A 19,178-nucleotide genomic window follows, 5' to 3' on the forward strand; every position below is an offset into this window, starting at 1 on the left:
AATAATCAATTTGGCATTAATTAAGTTGATTTTTTAGCGCGAGAAAAAACGTAGAAAAGTCCCCCAAGCAAAGTCCAGCCCAACACCATGGCCCACTCATAGGGCCAAAGTAGTGCCCCAGGGCCCCAGGGCATATACACCCAGCCCAAACAAATGCTCACTATCAATGCGCTCCAACCGACAAATTTACCGTGTTTTACTCGAAATGGCCGAGGCATGGCCGGCTCGGTTTTACGCAGTTTAATAAAAGCATAGGCCACCATGCCATAGCCAATAACCACAGCAAAGCTGCCGGCATCAATTAGCCATACCAGAATGGTTTTACCAAAAAACGGTGAGATACAACACAGTAAGCCGATGAATAATATTGCCATATACGGTGTATTATATTTAGGGTGAAGTTTGGCAAATACCGCCGGTAACATTTGCGCTTGTGCCAGGGCAAACATAGCCCTACTGCCTCCTAAGATAAATGCATTCCAGCTACTAATAATGCCGGCAACACCGGCCAGTACCATTAAATCACCCGCCCATTGCCCGTTCCAAACATTGGCATTGGCATCGGCAGTGGCCATCGAACTGGTGGTTAATTGTTCATTGCTCATCGACAGTGCCACCGCTAAGGAGATCAGGCTGTACCATAAAATTGCCATCACTACTGAGAACACCAATATTTTGCCAATCGCTTTCGGGTTTAAATTTATTTCTTCGGCCGATTGCGGGATAACATCAAAGCCTATCATCAGGGCCGGGATCATCGTTAATACGGCAAAAAAACCATGATAATCATCGACAAATAATGGCGTGATATTGGTGAAATTAAATTTACTGGTAACGCCCATAATGAACATAGCGCCGACAATTAGAAAACCGGCGGTGATGGTAGTTTGGACTACCGCCATAAACTTAACTCCCCAAACGTTCACCAGAGTTAACGCCACGGTGGCAAACACCCCAATAAAGGCATAACTGAGGTATACATCGGCATCAAAAACCGACCATAAATAGCCGGCTTTAAAATCCGGAAATAAGTATTCAAAGGCCGTAGGCAGGGCCGCTGATTCAAACGTAGGTACGGTAATATACGCCATGAGAATTGCCCAGGTACAAATAAATGAGCCGGTTCGACCAAAGGCTCGTTCCGAATATACGTGCTCACCGCCGACCTTGGGCATTGCCGAAACCAGTTCTGCATAGGTTAAGCTGATCAGTAAAATCGCGACGCCACCAACCAAAAATGCCAGCAAGGTTCCGAAGGTACCGGCTGAAGTTAGCCAAATACCGGTCATGATCACCCAGCTCCAACCAATCATCGCCCCTACGGCTAATACCAGTACTTCTTTGCGTGATAAAGTGCGAACTAACCCTGCGCTCGACATAATCTGTTATACCCTTGTTTTTATTAATGAGTATTGTAGGCTTTCACCAATAATGCCAGCCTACAAACTTGCACCAATCATTACATTTGAGTAACGGCATAAAATTAAGTTTTAACTATAATGATAATTGTTGAATGTACATTCATTCATTTCTCCCCCAGAGAAACCTTTTAAGCACCTAATTTAGGTGCTTTTTTTTTGCTCAGGGAAGAGCTATGATAAAAGCAACTGTTCTCTATTATTTATTTCTATGCGCATTCTCGTTCTCTCGTTATTAATGCTTTGTCCACTCACCAGCATTGCCAAACCCACCACCAAAACGGCAACAGCAGATCCGGACGAAATGGTGCGTAAATTTGCTGAAATGCATCAACAACTGATGCCCATTGTTGCCGTCGCCGATATGTTCTATGGCTGTAATATCAGCAGTAAGCAAACTCAATTTAGCCTGCAGCATTTAATTTATGATATGGATAAAGACGTGCTTGCGACTAAACTGAGCCGTTGCTTAGGTGACGAAAATATTGCATCAGATAAAGCCCTAAATTTTGGCTTGCAAGCATGCCTTATTGACCAGATGTCGCACCTGCAGGGGGCTGAAAAAAAACAAAGGTTGCGCGAAGCTAATGACATCATCAAACAATTACCAAGGACTGAGCGACAAAAAAGCTTTACCCAATGTGTGAACAATCAAACGCTAAAATATTTGAGGCAAGATTAGCGCCTGTTAATCCTTCGATCCACTAACCTCTCCTTTAAAGCAAATATTGTTTATAAATCATTTCGTTTTTTCAAATTAGCTCCTATCCTTATCTCATACCAATTAAATCAGGAGTTAATCATGAAGGGCAGTCCAAAGGTTATCGATAGCTTGAATAGTTTATTGGCAAATGAGCTGGCGGCGATAGATCAATATTTTATTCATTCACGGATGTACGAAGACTGGGGCTTGAATAAGCTCTATGAGCGTCTGGAACATGAACGTGAAGAAGAAACCGAACATGCCGACTGGTTAATTAAACGTATGTTATTCCTCGAAGGTAAGCCACACATGGTCAAGCGTCGAGATTTAATCATTGGCAACAACGTCAAAGAAATGATGAGTAATGATTTAATTCTGGAAATGGAAGTGGTTGCCGCGGTTAGAAATGTAATTGCTATTTGTGAGCAAGAGCATGATTATCAATCACGCGAAGTCTTAGAAAAGCTGCTTTATGATACCGAAGAAGATCATGTTTACTGGCTCGAACAACAGCTCGGCCTGATTGATAAAATCGGCGTTGAAAATTATATCCAATCGCAAATGGGCGACAGTCCGGCGGCAGATTAAATAGCATAAGGCGAACCACGATGAAAAGCAGCACCGAAATAATTATGCAGTTAAATAATGTATTGGCGAATGAACTCATTGCGATAAATCAGTACTTCTTGCATGCCCGCATGCATAAAAATTGGGGCTTCGAGCAATTAAATAAAGCGGATTATAAACGCTCGATTAAAGTGATGAAAAATGCCGATGAGATCATCGAGCGAGTATTGTTTTTAGAGGGACTGCCAAATTTACAGCACCTGGGGCGATTACGTATTGGCCAAGATTGTGAAGAAATGATCCAGGCCAATTTAGATTTCGAAATGGACTCACGAACGACTCTGGTAGTGGCAATAGGTCTTTGTGAAACGGCACAGGATTATATTAGCAGAGACATGCTTGAAGATATTTTAGAACATCAGGAAGAACAGATTGACTGGTTAGAAGCACAACAATTTTTAATTGAGAAATCGGGTTTGAAAAACTATCTGCAGGCGCAAATGTAAATTCAATCTATTTGCCTGGAATGCGTTACGCCGCCTCTACCGCTAAATCGTAATTAACGGTCATGTCAGTCAGGATATTTTTGGCAAATTGCACACACTTGCCACATTGGCTGGCAACATTTAATTGTTCACGCAACTCTTTCATCGTGCCGGCACCTTGCTCAACCGCAGCGGCAATATCTTTTTCGGTAATGGCATGACAAATACAAACAAACATAGTGACCCTTAAAAGTAATGCTCTTTGAGCAGGTATTGATGAATTAAGGGCATGTTAATCTAAATGATAATGATTATCAACAAGATTTGTGTGAATTAATGTAACCGCTGCGGTTAAATTATCCCGCTTTAAAAGAAAACCACCTTGAATAGAGTAACTTAGGATTGATATAATTTTTTTACTTTATCTGACCAAAACATCACCATGTTTGGGCTATTTACCTAATCCATTAAGAAGAGACTACTCGTGAATAAAAGCGTTATCACCAATCTAATTGCCCTGCTTGTTGCCGTTGCTGGCTATCTGTTAAAGCATGACATGTTGTTTTATGTGGGTATTTTTGCCGTATCCGGTGCCATTACCAACAGCCTGGCTGTGCACATGTTATTCGAAAAAGTACCCGGACTGTACGGTTCTGGCGTTATTCCGGCTCGCTTTGAAGATTTTAAGGCCGGCATTCGCGATTTAATGATGAAACAATTTTTCACCGAAGCGAACATCGACAAGTTTTTATCGGAAAAAACTGGTGAAGCCAGTCATTTAAATTTCACTCCAATTATTGAAAAAATCGATTTGGAGCCTGCCTTTGACACCTTACTAAAAACCATCGAAGAGTCTTCGTTTGGCTCTATGCTGGCGATGTTTGGTGGTAATGAGGCGTTAATGCCGTTAAAAGAACCCTTCATCGAAAAAATGCAAGGCTCGTTAATCGAGATCAGCAGCAGTGATAAATTCAATGAGTTAGTGCGTGACGAACTGGAACAACCGGAAGTGATGGGCTCAATGCGCGATAAAGTGGAAGACATCATTAACAAACGACTGGATGAATTAACGCCAAAAATGGTGAAAGACATTATTCAGGAAATGATCCGTAAACATTTAGGCTGGCTGGTGGTTTGGGGTGGCGTATTTGGCGGACTCATCGGCTTGATTTCGGCAAATATTCTGTAAATAACATTTGCCAAATTCTGTAAATAACATTTGCCAAACGATGAATTGCAAACTTATACAAAGATACAATTATTATGCCGTTGGCCTTAATTTTCAGCGCCAACTGATATATGCTGGCTCTTTAACATTTAGGCATTGAAAACGAATGCCGCAGCTAAAAGGTAAAAGGCACCATGTTCGGTTATTTATCAGCACTGCCATCAGATCCTATCTTAGGATTATTGGCCAAATACAGAAATGACGAAAACCCTAATAAAATTGATTTAGGCGTAGGCGTATATAAAGATGAATCGGGTATTACCCCAATTCTTGATTGCGTAAAAGCCGCTGAAAATTTCCGCTTCACCAATGAAGAGACCAAGGTCTACATTGGCCCTACCGGTTCGCCATTGTTTAATGATGAGATGACCAAACTCATTTTTGCTGAACATAAAGTGATCAGCGAACATCGTGTACGTACGGTTTCGACTCCAGGGGGCACTGGCGCGCTGCGAGTTGCTGCAGAATTCCTCAGTTCATGTAAACCCGGCGCGACTATTTGGGTAAGCGATCCAACCTGGGCGAATCACACCGGTTTGTTTACTGCTGCCGGTTTAACGGTGAAAACTTATCCGTATTACGATTACGAAAACAAATCGTTAAAGTTTGCCGAGATGATGGCGGCTTTAGCCAATGTTGGTAAAGACGACATTGTGCTGTTACACGCCTGTTGTCACAACCCAAGTGGTATGGATTTAAATCAGCAACAATGGCAACAAGTGGTCGCACTGGCCGTTGAAAACAAATTCACGCCATTTATCGATATGGCCTATCAGGGCTTTGGCGATGGTTTAGATGAAGACGCCTATGGTGTGCGTTTAATGGCTGAAAATGTTGAAGAGATGGTGTTGGCAAGTTCTTGCTCGAAGAACTTTGGTTTATACCGTGAACGCATCGGTGCTTGTTCGATTATCGGCAAAGACGTAGCATCTGCCGATATCGCCAATTCAGTATTGCTGTCGGTAGTACGTGGTATTTATTCAATGCCGCCGGCACACGGCGCTGCGATTGTTGAAACCATTTTGTCATCGGATGAATTACGTCAACAATGGTTTGCTGAACTTACTGTAATGCGTAACCGCATTAACGGTAACCGTAAGTTATTAGTGGATAATTTAATCAGCCAGGGGGTTAGCCGTGATTTCGGTTTTATCAACACCCAAAAAGGCATGTTCTCGTTCCTCGGCATTAGCCCTGAGCAAGTGCAGCAATTACAAGATGATTACAGTATTTACATGGTAGATTCAAGCCGCATGAGTATTGCCGGCATTAGCGATGATAATGTTGAGTACTTAGCACAAAGTATTGCCAAAATTCTCTAAGTAAGATAAAAAATTAATATAAAGCTCCTTTAAGGAGCTTTTTTTTTAATTTTTTTATCTTAATGAATACGTATTCATCAGCTAAATTCACAACTTGAAAGTATGAATACGTATGTAGAAACAATTCATTTACAAAAAAATAGTCTAGGTTATTGAGTTGCACTAAAGCTAAAAACTATATTAAAAGGTGTTCAAATGTTACCTAATACTATGAAAAAGCTGCTTCTAATAACCTCACTTAGTTGTGGTGTTGTTGCTTGTGGCGGTGATTCCAATAATCCTATTGGCACGCAAGTTGGCAATAGCAATAACCAAGCGCCGACCATCAGCGAATTTACATCAGAAGTTAACCCTACCGATCCTCTGGTATACACCTATTCCTGGGTTGTTGCTGATGCCGACGGTGATACTTTAACCTGTACATTGACACCAGGTGATGGTCAGCAAACGCCAATTATTAATGATTGTGCAACCAATAACTCGATTGAGATCAGTTATGAAAACGCCGGGGATTTTTCGCCAAGTCTGCGCGCCAACGATGCCGACAATGCCTATGCCGTGGTGAGCACTGACGTGACCATAACCACAGGTATTGTGATGCCCGAGCCAACCGTAGTTGCCGGTGATAATCAATTGGTTATTTTTTATAATCGTCCCGACAATGTATATAGCGATTGGATTTTGCATTTATGGAATAATGGCGACTGTGAAGCCTATGCAGACTTTCCCATCGATGGCGGTACCGATTGGGCCACAGGGCAAGCACAAAGTGGCATAGACCCAAATTTTGGTGCCTACTGGGTACTGGACTTAAAAGACGGCTACGCCGATTGTGCCAATTTTATTGTCCATAAAGGTGATGAAAAAGACATTGGTGGTGTTGACCAGCAAGCCGATTTAACTGGCGACAGAATGGTGTGGACACTTTCCGGCAAAAATTTCTTATTCAGTCAGGCGACATTATTCCCTGAAGGCGCACAAATTGCCGATATTGCAGCCCATTGGGCCAACGCCAATACCATGTATTGGAATGTATCCGCCGCCAATACCGCCAAAGTCAGAATCTACAGCTCTTCGACCGACGATTTAGGCTTTGATGGCGAATCCGGCATCGACTCAGACAACTACCTTGAGTACCTGCCAGATAATTCAGCAACGCATCCGGCAATCGCTTTAGGCATGCCGAGATATCAGGGCCAAGCCGCATTTACCAGTACCAATGCCGATGAAGCGAAAGCCAAGCAAATGCTGACGGGTAAGCTGTTAGCCGTTGCCTATGACGACGCAGATAAACCAATAGCCGCAACCTACGTACAAACGCCGCGGATAATAGACGCGTTATACACTGCAGCCATGGAGGACGCCGATGAGGCCGAACTCGGGTTAAGCTACGACGGCAATAACATTATTAGCCGTATTTGGGCACCCACGGCGCAACAGGTATCGTTAAAAACCTATGATGCCGACAAGTCATTACAAACGACTCAAGCGATGACATTAGACAGTGACACCGGTATCTGGTCATTGAGCATGGAAAACAGCGTCGACCGTCTATTCTATCGTTTTGAGTTAACGCTTTACCATCCACAAACTCATCAAATTGAAACCGTAGAAAGCACTGACCCTTATTCGGTGTCGCTGGCGACCAATGGTAGCTACTCGCAGTTTGTTAACCTAAACGACAGCGATTTGATGCCAAATGGCTGGCTTGAACAGCAAATTCCAGCAGTGGTGGATGCCGAAGATGCGGTCATTTACGAAGGCCACATTCGTGATTTTAGTATTCGCGATAGCAGCACCAGCGCCGCCAATCGTGGTAAATACTTAGCCTTTACCGAGGAAAGTTCAGTGCCAGTGACGCACTTAAAATCTTTGGTCGCTGCCGGTCTAACACATTTTCAAATGCTACCGGCCAATGATATCGCCAGCATCAATGAAGACAGCGCTACGCGGGTAAATTTAACCGATAGCGTTGCCGATTTATGTGCGCAAAACGATTCGGCGCCAGTGTGTGGGGTTGAAGACGATGCGGCAACGTTATTGTCAGTTTTTGAAAGTTATGATGCCAGCACCACAGATGCGCAAGCATTACTGCAATCAATGCGCGGTTTGGACAGCTTTAACTGGGGGTACGATCCAAAACATTACAGCACGCCAGAAGGCAGTTACGCCTCAAATCCAGACGGTGTAACCCGTATCCTGGAAATGCGTGAAATGAACCAGGCCCTGCATCAAATGGGCTTACGGGTGATTTTAGATGTGGTCTATAACCATACCAATTCATCCGGTTTATATGACGACTCGGTACTGGATAAAGTCGTACCTGGTTATTATCATCGTCGCGACCTGGTGACCGGCAATGTATTGACACAAACCTGCTGTCAAGATACCGCGCCTGAGCATAAAATGATGGACAAGTTAATGTCAGATTCATTGATGACCTGGACCCAGGCGTATAAGTTTGACGGTTTCCGTTTTGATATCATGAGTAACAACTCGGTGGATTCCATTCTAAATGCCCGCACACGAGTGCAAACCGTTGATGCCGATAACTACTTCTACGGTGAAGGTTGGACTCGCTCTGATCAAGGTTACAATCAAGCGCAACAAAATAATATGGCCGGCAGTGAAGTGGCGACGTTTAACGACCGTCCAAGAGACATTATTCGCGGTGGCGATTTATTCAACCCTGACAGTAATTTGAATAACCTCGATATTATCCGTTTAGGCTTGGCCGGCACCTTAGAAAACTATGTGTTGCAAGATAAAAATGGCATCGAAAAACTCGGCAAAAATTTCTCGCAATCCGCTTATGCGAAAGACCCGGCCGATATCATCAACTATGTATCAAAACACGACAACGAAACCTTATGGGATCAATTGCAATATGGCTTAGCCAGTGACATGTCGGTAAGCGATAGAGTGCGAGCACAGAACATTGCCGCCACCTTACCACTGCTCAGCCAGGGCATTCCATTTTTCCAACTTGGTGGTGATTTCATTCGCTCTAAGTCAATGGACCGTAATACTTATGATGCCGGCGACTGGTTCAACTATGTCGACTTTAGCAAAACCAGCAACAACTGGAATGTGGGTTTACCGTTAGCGCAAGATAACGAGTCTAAATGGTCTGCCATGGCCGATTTGATCAGCAATGCTGAAACCACAGTACAAGCCAGTGATATGGAAATGGCGAGCATGGTGTTTCAGGAATTTTTACAAATTCGTCAAGCCAGCAAACTGTTTCGTTTAACCACTGAACAAGACGTACTGGCTCGAGTTGGCTTTCATAATACTGGTGCCAGTCAAACTCACGGCTTGATTGTAATGAGTATCGACGATGGCTTAGGCTTAACCGATTTGGATGCCAATAATGATGCCATTGTGGTGCTAATTAACGGTACCTCAACAGAACAATCACATACCATATTAACGGCAAGTGATTTTATCTTACACTCAGTGCAACAGACCTCAACCGATAGCAGTGTGCAATCTGCAAGTTTTGCCGCGGATATGAACGAAGGTACATTTACTGTACCGGCATTAACCACTGCCGTATTCGTGAAACCACAAGGTGCTGAACAAGGTAGTGGCTTAGCGGCAGACGTTACCTCAAACCGTGAAGACGTAGCGCCATACGCTGACACCATTGTTTACTTGCGTGGTTCAATGAATAACTGGGGTAACGATGGTTTAACCGAAGCAGACAGTTTCAATTATGAAGGTAATAACATTTATAGCCTTGACGTTAGCTTATTGGCTGGCCAGCAAACGTTTAAAATCGCTTCAAGCGACTGGTCTGCGGTTAACTTAGGCTACAATGAAATGACCTATGGCGCCAATTCGGTCGCCGTTGCTGACGATGGTGGCAATATCACCTTCGATGTTGGCGCAGACAGTTCCTACACCTTTACTTTAGATGCGTCATTACCGACTCCGGTATTAAGCATTGTTGAGAAAAACGAAACCGTAGATTGTACTGCCTTAACCGACTCCAGCGATGCCGTGCCCTTTGCCATTACTGGTGGCGGTCAGTTGTATGTTCGCGGTTCACACTCGGGTTGGGGTGCCGAAAGCGATTATCAGTTGCGTTATAAAGGCGATAACACGTATCAGGCGGTCGCCAATTTTGATGGCGAGTTTCAATTTAAACTGGCCTCGGATGACGGCAGCTGGACCACGCAATTATGGGCCCAGGCGGCAGGTACTACGGAGATGAACACTGAGAACCTGGAAGTGGGCGTAAGTTACGCGGTCGCCTATAACGACGGTGGCACCACCAACAACCAAACGAATTTGGCTGCCGGTATGTACAGTATTTTACTCACCCTTAACGAAGCCGACCCGGCACAGGGTTTCGATGTTGGCAGCATGATCATTCAACAATGTCAGGCGCAATAACTGATTCAAACAACTGCTTTATTAATATCATTATAGCCACTCAATAGAGTGGCTTTTTTTCAGCTGCTAGCAACGAGCTACTGGCCACTGGTTGACGGGGTTTGAATGCTTTGCATAGAAGCCTAATTAAATGGCTTTAACCTCGCAGGTTGGCGGGGTTTCAACCTCGCATTCGTTGATGAATCCACCTATCGTGTAACAATACCAAGTCTGCCCGTAGCCCGACGCCCGTAGCATGATATTTTTCACATTTTTAACACGGAGCTTTCCCTTAACATTGCTATGTCTCAGCTTTGCCGCTAATTTAAGCAATAGGCGAATTAATAAGCGAGCAAATTATGGGTAAAGGAAGTCACCACAGCAATGCCGATCCGCGCAATGCGGATATAAAAATCAACATTAATGGCGAATTATTCCATCGTGATCAGGCGAAAGTTTCAGTATTTGATTCAGGCTTTATCCTCGGTGACGGGGTGTGGGAAGGATTGCGCCTGCACCAGGGGGAATTGCCATTTATCCAGCAGCATATGCAACGCTTATTTGAAGGGGCGAAAGCGCTGGATATGGATATTGGCATAAGTAAAGATGATTTAATTCAGCGTATTTTAGCGACCTGTCGGGCCAATGAGATGGAGGATCATGTGCATATTCGGCTAATGGTCACGCGCGGGGTCAAAGCTACCCCTTATCAAGACCCTAGAGTGACTATCTCATCGGCGACTATCGTCATTATCCCGGAATACAAAATGCCGTCGCCGGATGCACTCGATACCGGCCTGGATTTATATACCGTGTATGTACGTCGTGGCTACCCGGATGTGCAAGATCAAAAGCTCAACAGCCACTCGAAACTGAATTGTATTTTTGGCTGTATCCAGGCAACAAAAGCCGGCGCCGATGAAGCGTTAATGCTCGACCCGCATGGCTTTGTTGCTACCTGTAATTCCACCCATTTCTTTATCGTGCGCAATAACCAAGTGTGGACCTCAACCGGCGATTACTGTTTATCCGGCATTACTCGCGCCAACATCATTCGCTTGTGTGAACAACACGACATTAAGGTCTATCAAAAAAACTTCACTCTATCGGAAGTTTACGGCAGCGACGAAGCCTTCGTTACCGGAACATTTGCCGGCGTAACGCCGGTAAAATCGGTTGATGGTCGTGACATAGGTGACTATCCGCAGCGTCAGGGCAAAGGGGAAATGGTGGCCCGTTTGCAACAACTCTATCAGCAAATGATCGTCACAGACTTTGGCTAAATACTATTTAATTATCAGTGACGAGGATAAATGATGACAATACGACTGGCGATGTGGTCAGGGCCAAGAAATATTTCTACCGCGATGATGCGCTCCTGGGAAAATAGAGACGACACACAAGTGATCGATGAACCTTTTTATGCCTACTACTTAGCGGCCAGTAACGCTGTCCACCCGATGACAGATGAAATATTGAGTAGTCAGCCGAATAACTGGCAAGACGTTGCCCAACAGTTAACAACGAGTGCCTGTACGCGAGAGATTTATTACCAAAAACAAATGTCCCATCATATGCTCGACGAGGTCGACTTAACCTGGTGCAAAGCACTGCAACATTGCTTCTTAATTCGTGATCCACGGTTTATTATCAATTCTTATGTGAAAAAAATGCCGTCGGTGAACTCTGAAAATATCGGCATCAAAAGGCAGTTCAAGCTTTATCAACAGCTCAGTGAGCTCACCGGACAAGACATTCCAATCATCGACAGCAAAGATGTGTTACAAAACCCTGAAGCAATATTAACCAAGCTTTGCCAACGCCTAAACATTGCCTTTGATCAGAACATGCTTGCCTGGCCAAAGGGTAAACGCGCCAGTGATGGCGTTTGGGCCAAACATTGGTATGAAAATGTCGAAGCATCGAGTGCTTTTGCGCCCTACTCACTAGCTGAAATAAAACTTACCAAGGCACAAAAACAATTAGCCGAAGAAAATGATGTGTACTATCAGCAACTGTTTCAAAAACGAATCACACCAATTTAACCTTAAAAATATTCTTACCACAGTCAATTTCGGGTAGAATAGCGACCTTATTCGCCTTGGGCGGTATTTATAACGTTGATTATTTTGGAGTTCTTGTGACAGTATCAGGCAATTTATTTATCTTATCGGCGCCAAGTGGCGCAGGAAAATCTAGTTTAATCAATGAATTACTGGGTCAAGATAACTCACGTCAGTTGCAGGTTTCCGTATCGCACACTACCCGCGCCCCGCGCCCGGGGGAAGTAAACGGTGTTCATTACCATTTTGTTAGTGTTGACGAATTTAAAAAATTAATCAGCGATGGTGCATTCTATGAATGGGCGGAAGTGTTCGGCAATTATTATGGCACCTCGGAGTCGGCCATTGATAATCAGCTGGCCCAGGGTATTGATGTGTTCCTCGATATCGACTGGCAAGGAGCGCAGCAAGTACGGCTAAAAAAACCTCAGGTAACAACGATTTTTATTTGTCCACCGAGCCGGGCAGAATTAGAAAGCCGCCTACGCAACCGTGGACAAGACAGTGAAGAAACCATTCGTCAGCGGATGGAGCAAGCAGAGTCTGAGTGCTCACATTACCAGGAGTTTGATTACATCGTGATCAATAATGACTTTGCTGTTGCCGTTAATGAGTTGAACACCATCATTAACAATCAACGACTAAAACAGTCACAACAAGCCGCGAAACATCAGGATTTGTTTGCTCAACTGGTCAGCGCCGAGATGAATTCTGCCGAAAAGTAACAAATAACGGTGAAATGAGCAGAAAAGATCCCGTTGTTGCCATTAATGGCTAGCATAAAGTTTAAGCATTTAGTAAACTGTGCGATTGTGTCGTTTGAAAACAGCTTTTAGGCGCCACGGTTATATACCTTATTTATATACCTTATTAAAATTTTTGTTCTATGGAGTAGTTAAATGGCTCGCGTTACTGTTGAAGATGCAGTTGATAAAGTTGGTAATCGTTTTGATTTGGTGCTTATCGCATCACGTCGTGCCCGTCAAATCGCCACAGGCGGTAAAGACGCATTAGTTGATATTGAAAATGATAAGCCTACCGTACTGGCGCTTCGTGAAATCGAAGCAGGTTTAATCGACTCTGACGTCATGGACAATGCTGATCGCCAAGAACAGGTTCAACAAGAATCTGCTGAACTTGCAGCCGTTGCTGCTATTGTTGGTAATCAAAGCTAATTGTTAGCTTTTTAGCTAAACATCAGATAAAAACAGAAAGCCAATGACGCAAGTCATTGGCTTTCTTTGCATTTAAAGATATTCTAAGATTAGATAAGCTGAAATCGGGATAAGCAGCGATTGCTCAACACTCCGAATTCAGGCTATAACATCCCAAATTACTCAGCAGTCGGAGCATTAGGTGTACCTTTTTGAACCTTTAAAGAAACAAGCAGAAACCTACCTGTCTGCAGAGCACATAAGCCTGTTAAAACAAGCTTATGTTGTCGCTTTTGATGCCCATGACGGGCAAATGCGCTCAAGTGGTGATCCTTACATTACTCATCCAGTCGCCGTCGCTCGTAATCTTGCCGATATGCATCTTGATCATGAAACCTTGATGGCGGCATTGTTGCACGATGTTATTGAAGATACCGAAGTTACCGGCGATGAATTAGCCGAGTTGTTTGGCAGCACCATAGCCGAACTGGTAGAAGGGGTGAGTAAGCTCGACAAGCTAAGCTTTAGCAATAAGCAAGAAATGCAGGCGGAAAACTTCCGTAAAATGATCATGGCGATGGTGCAAGACATCCGGGTGATCCTGATAAAACTTGCCGACCGTACCCATAACATGCGTACCTTAGGCTCATTGCGACCGGAAAAGCGTCGCCGTATTTCTCGTGAAACGCTGGAAATATACGCGCCAATAGCCAATCGATTAGGCATACATGGCATTAAAAACGAGTTAGAAGTACTCGGTTTTGAGGGGCTGTATCCGATGCGCTCACGTGCCCTTAAAGCAGCCGTTAGCCAGGCTCGTGGCAATCGCAAAGAAATTATCGATAACATTCGTGATGAAATTTCTACCCGGTTAGCAGAATCCGGCATTGAAGCACAAATTATCGGCAGAGAAAAACATTTATATTCGATTTATAAAAAAATGCTCAATAAAGAATTGATGTTCAACGAAGTGATGGATATTTATGCATTTCGAATTATTGTCGATGACAGATTTGATACCTGCTACCGCGCTCTCGGTGTCGTGCATAATTTATTCAAACCGATTGAAACCCGCTTTAAAGATTATATCGCCATTCCCAAATCCAACGGTTATCAGTCATTGCATACCTCGTTAATTGGCCCGCATGGTATCCCGGTAGAAATTCAAATTCGTACCAATGAGATGGATGAAATGGCCGACAAAGGGGTAGCTGCCCATTGGATTTACAAACAAAAAGGCGATGAAGTCTCCGGCTCTGCGGCACAGGCCCGAGCCCGTAAGTGGATGCAAAGTTTGATGGAATTACAGCAAAGTGCCGGTAGTTCTTTTGAATTTATTGAAAACGTAAAGTCGGACATGTTCCCGGAAGAAATCTACGTATTTACTCCGGACGGTAAAATCATTGAACTCCCTATGGGCGCGACTTCGGTAGATTTTGCTTATGCTGTCCATACCGATGTCGGCAACAGTTGTGTCGGCGCAAAAGTAGAACGCAAACCTTACCCATTAAGAAAGCCGTTACTGTCAGGGCAAACCATTGAAGTGATCACTTCCGTTGGTGCCCGTCCAAATGCAACCTGGTTAAACTTTGTGGTCACCGCCAAGGCGCGTTTACAAATTCGAAACTACCTGCGTTCGATGGAGCAAAATGAATCTCTGAGCTTAGGTAAACGGTTATTAACCCATGCGCTGGGACAAGCAAAACTTGAAGACATTGATACTGCTCTGGTAAAAGACGTGGTATCTGAAAACGGCTATCAAAATCTGGATGAACTCCTGGTGAACATTGGCTTGGGTAATGCCTTGAGCATTGGCGTTGCCCGCCGACTCACCGGCGAATTTACCAGCGATAGCCCGGAGCCAAGTTACGGTAAGGCAAAAATGCCAATTAAAGGCTCTGAGGGTATGCTGGTAACCTACGGTAAATGTTGTCATCCAATTCCCGGGGACACAATAGTTGCCTACATCAGCTCAGGCAAGGGCTTAATGGTACACCAACAGGGCTGTCGCAATATTGGCGGTAGAGAAAAAGAATTAGGCAAATTCTTCCCGGTAAAATGGGATAAAGACATCGATAAAGAATTTATCGCCGCGCTGCGGGTTGAAATCATCAATCATCAAGGGGTGCTATCACAACTGACCTCAGTGATCACCAAAACTGATTCGCATATCCGCACGCTGAACACCGAAGAAAAAGATTCAAATTTATATTTAATCAGTTTAGAGGTGACTTGTCGCGATCGTATTCATATTGCCAACATCATTCGTAAAATTAAAATCATGCCCGATGTACAACGGGTGATCAGGCCAAGAAAGTAATAGATAAATGCTAAAGATATTTAGCGATTGGTTAAATATTGAAAACCAAATTAAGAAAATAAAATTAAATTTAATTGAGAAAAGCAAATGAAAACGATTATTGAAACCAACGATGCACCGAGTGCAATAGGGACATACAGCCAGGCCGTGAAGGTAAACAATACGGTTTACCTGTCCGGACAAATCCCATTAATTGCTGACACCATGGAAGTGGTAAGTGGTGATTTTGCCGAACAAGCCGAGCAAGTTTTTAAGAATTTAGTGGCCGTTTGTGAAGCCGCTGGCGGCAACATTAATGACATGGTAAAAGTGAATATTTTCATGCTTGATTTAACCCATTTCGCCACGGTAAATGAAATCATGAGTCGTTATTTCAGCCAGCCTTATCCAGCGCGTGCTGCCATTGGCGTAAGCCAGTTGCCGAAAGGTGTCGCAATAGAAATTGACGGTATCATGGAATTGCCAAGCATCAATTAACTGCGTATTGGGCCTAGTCTGATAATTTACAATCTGCACATAGGCTCGGTTAACTGTATTTAGAGAAATAATTATGACCCCAGAAAGACATCAGCGCATTCTCGAAATGCTCAATAAGCGCCAGGTAGATTTAACCGTTTGCATGGAAGGCGTGCACAAACCTCACAATTTGGCAGCGGTAGTACGTACCTGTGATGCGATTGGGGTGAATGATGTGCATGCGGTATGGAAAAGTGAAAGAATGCGTGTTGGCGGCGGCAGTGCCGTTGGCTCACAAAACTGGGTAAACGTCCACAATTACGACAATACCAAAGACGCCATCTGCCGGTTAAAAGAACAAGGCATGCAAGTGCTGGTGACCAACTTGTCTGAAACCGCAGTAGATTTTCGTGAAATCGATTACACCAAACCAACGGCGATCATTCTCGGCCAGGAAAAATTTGGCGCTTCCGATGAAGCATTGGCCATGGCGGATCAAGACATCGTTATTCCTATGGTTGGCATGGTGCAATCACTAAACGTGTCGGTCGCCTGTGCAGTCACTCTTTATGAAGCGCAACGTCAACGGCAATTCGCCGGTATGTACGATACTCCTTCAGCGGTTACTCCTGAACAACGTAACCGGGTATTGTTTGAAGGTGGTCACCCCATTTTTGCCAAAGCCTGTAAGCGTAAAGGCTTGCCCTACCCTGAAATTGACGATGACGGCGAAATTGTTGCCAGTGATGCGTGGTGGCAAAAAATGCAAATGAGCAAAGAAGCCTGGCAGGACATCGACGAGTAATGACAGTAGCGATAGCGCAAGGATTGCAACAGAGCACTTTAGACAACTTGGCAAATACGCCAGTGACTGTGCTCAAAGGCGTTGGTCCTGGCGTTAGCGCAAAGTTAAAAAAGATTGGCGTAAATACCCTGCAAGATGTTCTGTTTCATCTGCCATTAAGGTACGAAGACAAAACCCGGGTATATATGATCCGCGATTTAATGCCAGGCATTCATACCGGTATTATTGGTGAAGTGGTCGACAATCAAATCCAACAGGGCCGCCGCCGCATGCTTCTGGTGCGCATTAATGATGGCAGTGGCGAATTAACACTCCGCTTTTTTCATTTTTCCGCGGCGCAAAAAAACAACCTAAGTGTTGGCACCCGTATTCGTTGCTTTGGCGAAATTCAACGTGGCGGCCGCGGCTTTGAAATCATTCATCCTGAATATAAAAAAGTGGAAGGTGATATTAATGCACCGGCGCTGGAAGAAACGTTAACGCCTATCTACCCTACGACCGACGGGTTACGGCAAATCAGCTTGCGTAACATTTCAGAACAAGCGCTAATGCGCCTGCAGCGTGGCCAGGTTGAAGAGTTGTTGCCTGATGATTTTTTTGCCGAACCAGTGAGTTTAACTCAGGCGTTAATAACCTTGCATCGGCCTACTCCTGATGTTTCTATCGCACAATTAGAAGAAGGTAAGCACCCGGCGCAATTGCGTTTAATCAAAGAAGAATTACTCGCCCATAACCTGAGCATGCTAAAACTGCGACAATCGAGTGATAAGCACCCGGCCATTCCATTAGTCATAGACAACAAGCTTGAACAACAATTTTTGACCAGTCTGCCATTTTCCCCCACCAATGCGCAACAACGGGTGGTGGCTGAATTACGGACTGATCTTGATAACAACATACCGATGATGCGCTTAGTACAGGGGGATGTTGGCTCTGGCAAAACCTTAGTTGCCGGCTTAGCCGCATTAACCGCTATTGGCCAGGGCTATCAGGTGGCATTAATGGCCCCCACCGAAATATTGGCCGAACAACATGCCATCAATTTTGCCAACTGGTTCACCCCGCTTGGCATTCAGGTAGGCTGGCTCGCCAGTAAGAGTAAAGCCTCGGTGAAAAAGCATGCACTGGGCGCCATTCGCGATGGCAGCATGCAAATGGTGATTGGCACCCACGCCTTGTTTCAGCAACAAGTCGAGTTTCACAATATGGCGCTGCTGATCATTGATGAGCAGCACCGCTTTGGCGTGCATCAACGCCTGGAACTTAGAGAAAAAGGCAAAATAGGCGACTGTTACCCGCATCAGTTAATTATGACGGCAACGCCCATTCCGCGAACCTTGGCAATGACCGCTTACGCCGATTTAGATACCTCGATTATTGATGAATTGCCGCCGGGTAGAACGCCGATTAAAACCGTAGCCGTCTCTGATATACGCCGTGAGGATGTGATCGAGAGGGTGAAAGTGAATTGCCTGAGTGAAAACCGCCAGGCTTATTGGGTATGTACCTTAATCGAAGAATCGGAAGTGCTTGAATGTCAGGCCGCTGAAGATACCGCCAGCTATTTGCAAGCCCAACTCGGAGATTTGAAAGTTGGCTTGGTGCATGGCCGCATGAAACCCGCCGAGAAACAAGAAGTGATGGATGCATTTAAAGCCGGCGATATTCATTTACTGGTCGCCACGACCGTCATCGAAGTTGGGGTCGATGTGCCTAATGCCAGTTTGATGATTATTGAAAACCCGGAGCGCCTTGGCCTCGCACAATTGCATCAGTTACGAGGTCGGGTCGGACGAGGTTCTATCGCGTCACACTGTGTGCTGATGTATAAAAGCCCATTATCAAAAACAGCCACCAAACGACTTGGGGTATTGCGAGAGTCGAACGATGGTTTTTTAATTGCGCAACGGGATCTGGAAATTCGTGGCCCCGGGGAACTGCTCGGTACCAAACAAACCGGTTTGGCCGATTTGAAAATTGCCGATTTATTACGGGATGCCGATTTGATCGCCGAAATTCAACAGCAAGCCTATTTGCTCTGGCGACAAAGTCCTGATAAAGCCGAGGCATTGATCAATCGCTGGCTCGGCAATAAAGAAAAATATTCAAATGCATAGGAACGGTTAATTTATTGATTTGAAATAATATCAAACAATCATTAAGCCAATTAATTTGCTCCGGTGCGGCGCAATGCAGTAAACTAAGCCTATAAATCATTAATACCGAGTTGATTAAAATGAACAGATATTTAATCAACTTGGTATATAACATTCAACA

At 44.4% G+C, this 19,178-nt stretch carries 16 protein-coding genes; 14 read left to right on the plus strand and 2 right to left on the minus strand.

The features are described 5' to 3' along the window. Window positions 1-20: 20 nt before the first annotated feature. Complete coding sequence (locus tag ND16A_RS10645) at window positions 21-1,379, minus strand: APC family permease (protein WP_033077317.1); 1,359 nt, start codon at window positions 1,377-1,379, stop codon at window positions 21-23. 250 nt (window positions 1,380-1,629) lie between these two features. On the opposite strand from ND16A_RS10645, the gene ND16A_RS10640 reads away from it, so the two are divergent. The 3 genes from ND16A_RS10640 (at window position 1,630) to bfr (ND16A_RS10630) (ending at window position 3,194) form a co-directional block, all read left to right on the plus strand. Then, window positions 1,630-2,100, plus strand: coding sequence for a hypothetical protein (locus tag ND16A_RS10640; protein WP_033077318.1), 471 nt, complete (start codon window positions 1,630-1,632; stop codon window positions 2,098-2,100). A gap of 120 nt (window positions 2,101-2,220) precedes the next feature. Then, the gene (bfr, locus tag ND16A_RS10635; RefSeq protein ID WP_033077319.1) at window positions 2,221-2,709 is read left to right on the plus strand and encodes a bacterioferritin; all 489 of its coding nucleotides are present in this window, start codon (window positions 2,221-2,223) and stop codon (window positions 2,707-2,709) included. Window positions 2,710-2,729: 20 nt separating this feature from the next. Continuing rightward, the gene (gene bfr / locus ND16A_RS10630; protein WP_033077320.1) at window positions 2,730-3,194 is read left to right on the plus strand and encodes a bacterioferritin; all 465 of its coding nucleotides are present in this window, start codon (window positions 2,730-2,732) and stop codon (window positions 3,192-3,194) included. A 25-nt stretch (window positions 3,195-3,219) separates the two neighbouring features. Here the strand turns inward: bfr (ND16A_RS10630) and ND16A_RS10625 are convergent, their stop codons facing one another. Further along, a complete protein-coding gene (locus ND16A_RS10625) occupies window positions 3,220-3,411 on the minus strand; it encodes a bacterioferritin-associated ferredoxin (RefSeq protein WP_033077321.1) in 192 nt (63 codons plus the stop codon). 246 nt (window positions 3,412-3,657) lie between these two features. Here ND16A_RS10625 and ND16A_RS10620 point away from each other — a divergent pair, with 246 nt between their 5' ends. The 11 genes from ND16A_RS10620 to recG all read left to right on the plus strand — a co-directional run bounded on the left by ND16A_RS10620 (window position 3,658) and on the right by recG (window position 19,018). After that, on the plus strand, window positions 3,658-4,362 hold the full coding sequence (locus tag ND16A_RS10620; protein ID WP_033077322.1) for a hypothetical protein: 705 nt from the start codon (window positions 3,658-3,660) through the stop codon (window positions 4,360-4,362). A 173-nt stretch (window positions 4,363-4,535) separates the two neighbouring features. Further along, window positions 4,536-5,723, plus strand: a complete 1,188-nt coding sequence (locus ND16A_RS10615) for an amino acid aminotransferase (protein WP_033077323.1) — start codon at window positions 4,536-4,538, stop codon at window positions 5,721-5,723. Between the two features lie 195 nt (window positions 5,724-5,918). Beyond that, a complete protein-coding gene (locus tag ND16A_RS10610; RefSeq protein WP_033077324.1) occupies window positions 5,919-10,124 on the plus strand; it encodes an alpha-1,6-glucosidase domain-containing protein in 4,206 nt (1,401 codons plus the stop codon). Window positions 10,125-10,462: 338 nt separating this feature from the next. Next, window positions 10,463-11,386, plus strand: a complete 924-nt coding sequence (locus ND16A_RS10605; protein ID WP_033077325.1) for an aminotransferase class IV — start codon at window positions 10,463-10,465, stop codon at window positions 11,384-11,386. Window positions 11,387-11,416: 30 nt separating this feature from the next. After that, window positions 11,417-12,148, plus strand: a complete 732-nt coding sequence (locus ND16A_RS10600) for a hypothetical protein (RefSeq protein ID WP_152593848.1) — start codon at window positions 11,417-11,419, stop codon at window positions 12,146-12,148. Window positions 12,149-12,243: 95 nt separating this feature from the next. Then, window positions 12,244-12,891 carry a guanylate kinase gene (gene gmk / locus ND16A_RS10595; protein ID WP_033077327.1) on the plus strand — a complete coding sequence of 216 codons (648 nt, stop codon included), beginning with the start codon at window positions 12,244-12,246 and terminating at the stop codon, window positions 12,889-12,891. Window positions 12,892-13,065: 174 nt separating this feature from the next. Next, entirely contained in the window at window positions 13,066-13,341 is a 276-nt protein-coding gene (gene rpoZ, locus ND16A_RS10590; RefSeq protein ID WP_033077328.1) for a DNA-directed RNA polymerase subunit omega, read from the plus strand. A 181-nt stretch (window positions 13,342-13,522) separates the two neighbouring features. Then, complete coding sequence (gene spoT / locus ND16A_RS10585; protein WP_033077329.1) at window positions 13,523-15,640, plus strand: bifunctional GTP diphosphokinase/guanosine-3',5'-bis pyrophosphate 3'-pyrophosphohydrolase; 2,118 nt, start codon at window positions 13,523-13,525, stop codon at window positions 15,638-15,640. A gap of 87 nt (window positions 15,641-15,727) precedes the next feature. Then, window positions 15,728-16,117, plus strand: a complete 390-nt coding sequence (locus ND16A_RS10580) for a RidA family protein (protein ID WP_033077330.1) — start codon at window positions 15,728-15,730, stop codon at window positions 16,115-16,117. Window positions 16,118-16,190: 73 nt separating this feature from the next. Further along, window positions 16,191-16,901, plus strand: coding sequence for a tRNA (guanosine(18)-2'-O)-methyltransferase TrmH (trmH, locus tag ND16A_RS10575; RefSeq protein ID WP_033077331.1), 711 nt, complete (start codon window positions 16,191-16,193; stop codon window positions 16,899-16,901). Further along, window positions 16,901-19,018, plus strand: coding sequence for an ATP-dependent DNA helicase RecG (gene recG / locus ND16A_RS10570; protein ID WP_052073024.1), 2,118 nt, complete (start codon window positions 16,901-16,903; stop codon window positions 19,016-19,018). Before trmH ends, recG begins: the two co-directional genes overlap by 1 nt. Window positions 19,019-19,178 lie beyond the last annotated feature (160 nt).

Source organism: Thalassotalea sp. ND16A, assembly GCF_000764205.1.
Taxonomy (GTDB): domain Bacteria; phylum Pseudomonadota; class Gammaproteobacteria; order Enterobacterales; family Alteromonadaceae; genus Thalassotalea_A.

What these genes read in the sequence shown, in the direction of transcription:
- ND16A_RS10600 (WP_152593848.1), top strand. Translation starts at nt 11,417, where the DNA reads ATGATGACAATACGACTGGCGATGTGGTCAGGGCCAAGAAATATTTCT.
- ND16A_RS10640 (WP_033077318.1), top strand. Translation starts at nt 1,630, where the DNA reads ATGCGCATTCTCGTTCTCTCGTTATTAATGCTTTGTCCACTCACCAGC.
- bfr (WP_033077320.1), top strand. Translation starts at nt 2,730, where the DNA reads ATGAAAAGCAGCACCGAAATAATTATGCAGTTAAATAATGTATTGGCG.
- ND16A_RS10645 (WP_033077317.1), bottom strand. Translation starts at nt 1,379, where the DNA reads ATGTCGAGCGCAGGGTTAGTTCGCACTTTATCACGCAAAGAAGTACTG.
- ND16A_RS10605 (WP_033077325.1), top strand. Translation starts at nt 10,463, where the DNA reads ATGGGTAAAGGAAGTCACCACAGCAATGCCGATCCGCGCAATGCGGAT.
- ND16A_RS10610 (WP_033077324.1), top strand. Translation starts at nt 5,919, where the DNA reads ATGTTACCTAATACTATGAAAAAGCTGCTTCTAATAACCTCACTTAGT.
- ND16A_RS10580 (WP_033077330.1), top strand. Translation starts at nt 15,728, where the DNA reads ATGAAAACGATTATTGAAACCAACGATGCACCGAGTGCAATAGGGACA.
- ND16A_RS10615 (WP_033077323.1), top strand. Translation starts at nt 4,536, where the DNA reads ATGTTCGGTTATTTATCAGCACTGCCATCAGATCCTATCTTAGGATTA.
- bfr (WP_033077319.1), top strand. Translation starts at nt 2,221, where the DNA reads ATGAAGGGCAGTCCAAAGGTTATCGATAGCTTGAATAGTTTATTGGCA.
- trmH (WP_033077331.1), top strand. Translation starts at nt 16,191, where the DNA reads ATGACCCCAGAAAGACATCAGCGCATTCTCGAAATGCTCAATAAGCGC.
- rpoZ (WP_033077328.1), top strand. Translation starts at nt 13,066, where the DNA reads ATGGCTCGCGTTACTGTTGAAGATGCAGTTGATAAAGTTGGTAATCGT.
- recG (WP_052073024.1), top strand. Translation starts at nt 16,901, where the DNA reads ATGACAGTAGCGATAGCGCAAGGATTGCAACAGAGCACTTTAGACAAC.
- ND16A_RS10625 (WP_033077321.1), bottom strand. Translation starts at nt 3,411, where the DNA reads ATGTTTGTTTGTATTTGTCATGCCATTACCGAAAAAGATATTGCCGCT.